The sequence below is a fragment of the Tritonibacter sp. SIMBA_163 genome (assembly GCF_046535935.1).
GTDB lineage: Bacteria > Pseudomonadota > Alphaproteobacteria > Rhodobacterales > Rhodobacteraceae > Epibacterium > Epibacterium scottomollicae.
In genome coordinates, this window is record NZ_JAWJBP010000180.1 from 1 (window position 1) to 358 (window position 358).

The window sequence follows — 358 nt, forward strand, 5'->3', positions numbered from 1 at the left end:
AGGCGTGTACGTGAGGCAGAACAGCAGATGGATAGTTTCTTGCGCCGACACGAACGCAACCGGGTTGACCTAGACGCTGATGCAGACCCTTTAACTAGGGCTGTTCGTATGGCTCAGCAGAAATTGCGTGAGATTCCTCAACGTATTAATACTTATTTTACGGGTGATAACAATCCATTAACCAGTTCAATAGCTCGTGCTAAAGCGGGGCTAAGGTCAATCGCTCAACGAGTGACAACCGTCATAGCCGGGAATCCTACTCCTTTAGGACGTGCTGTTATCGTAGCTCGTACGGCATTATCTTCTATTTCTCAAAGAGTAACTTCGATAATCGCAGGAAACGCCAGCCCGCTTGTTT

The 358-nt window shown here is 47.8% G+C and carries 1 protein-coding gene; it reads left to right on the forward strand.

The features are described from left to right. Positions 1–108: 108 nt before the first annotated feature. A partial coding sequence (locus tag R0J92_RS21985) for a hypothetical protein (RefSeq protein ID WP_411053210.1) occupies positions 109–358 on the forward strand: 250 nt, incomplete at its 3' end.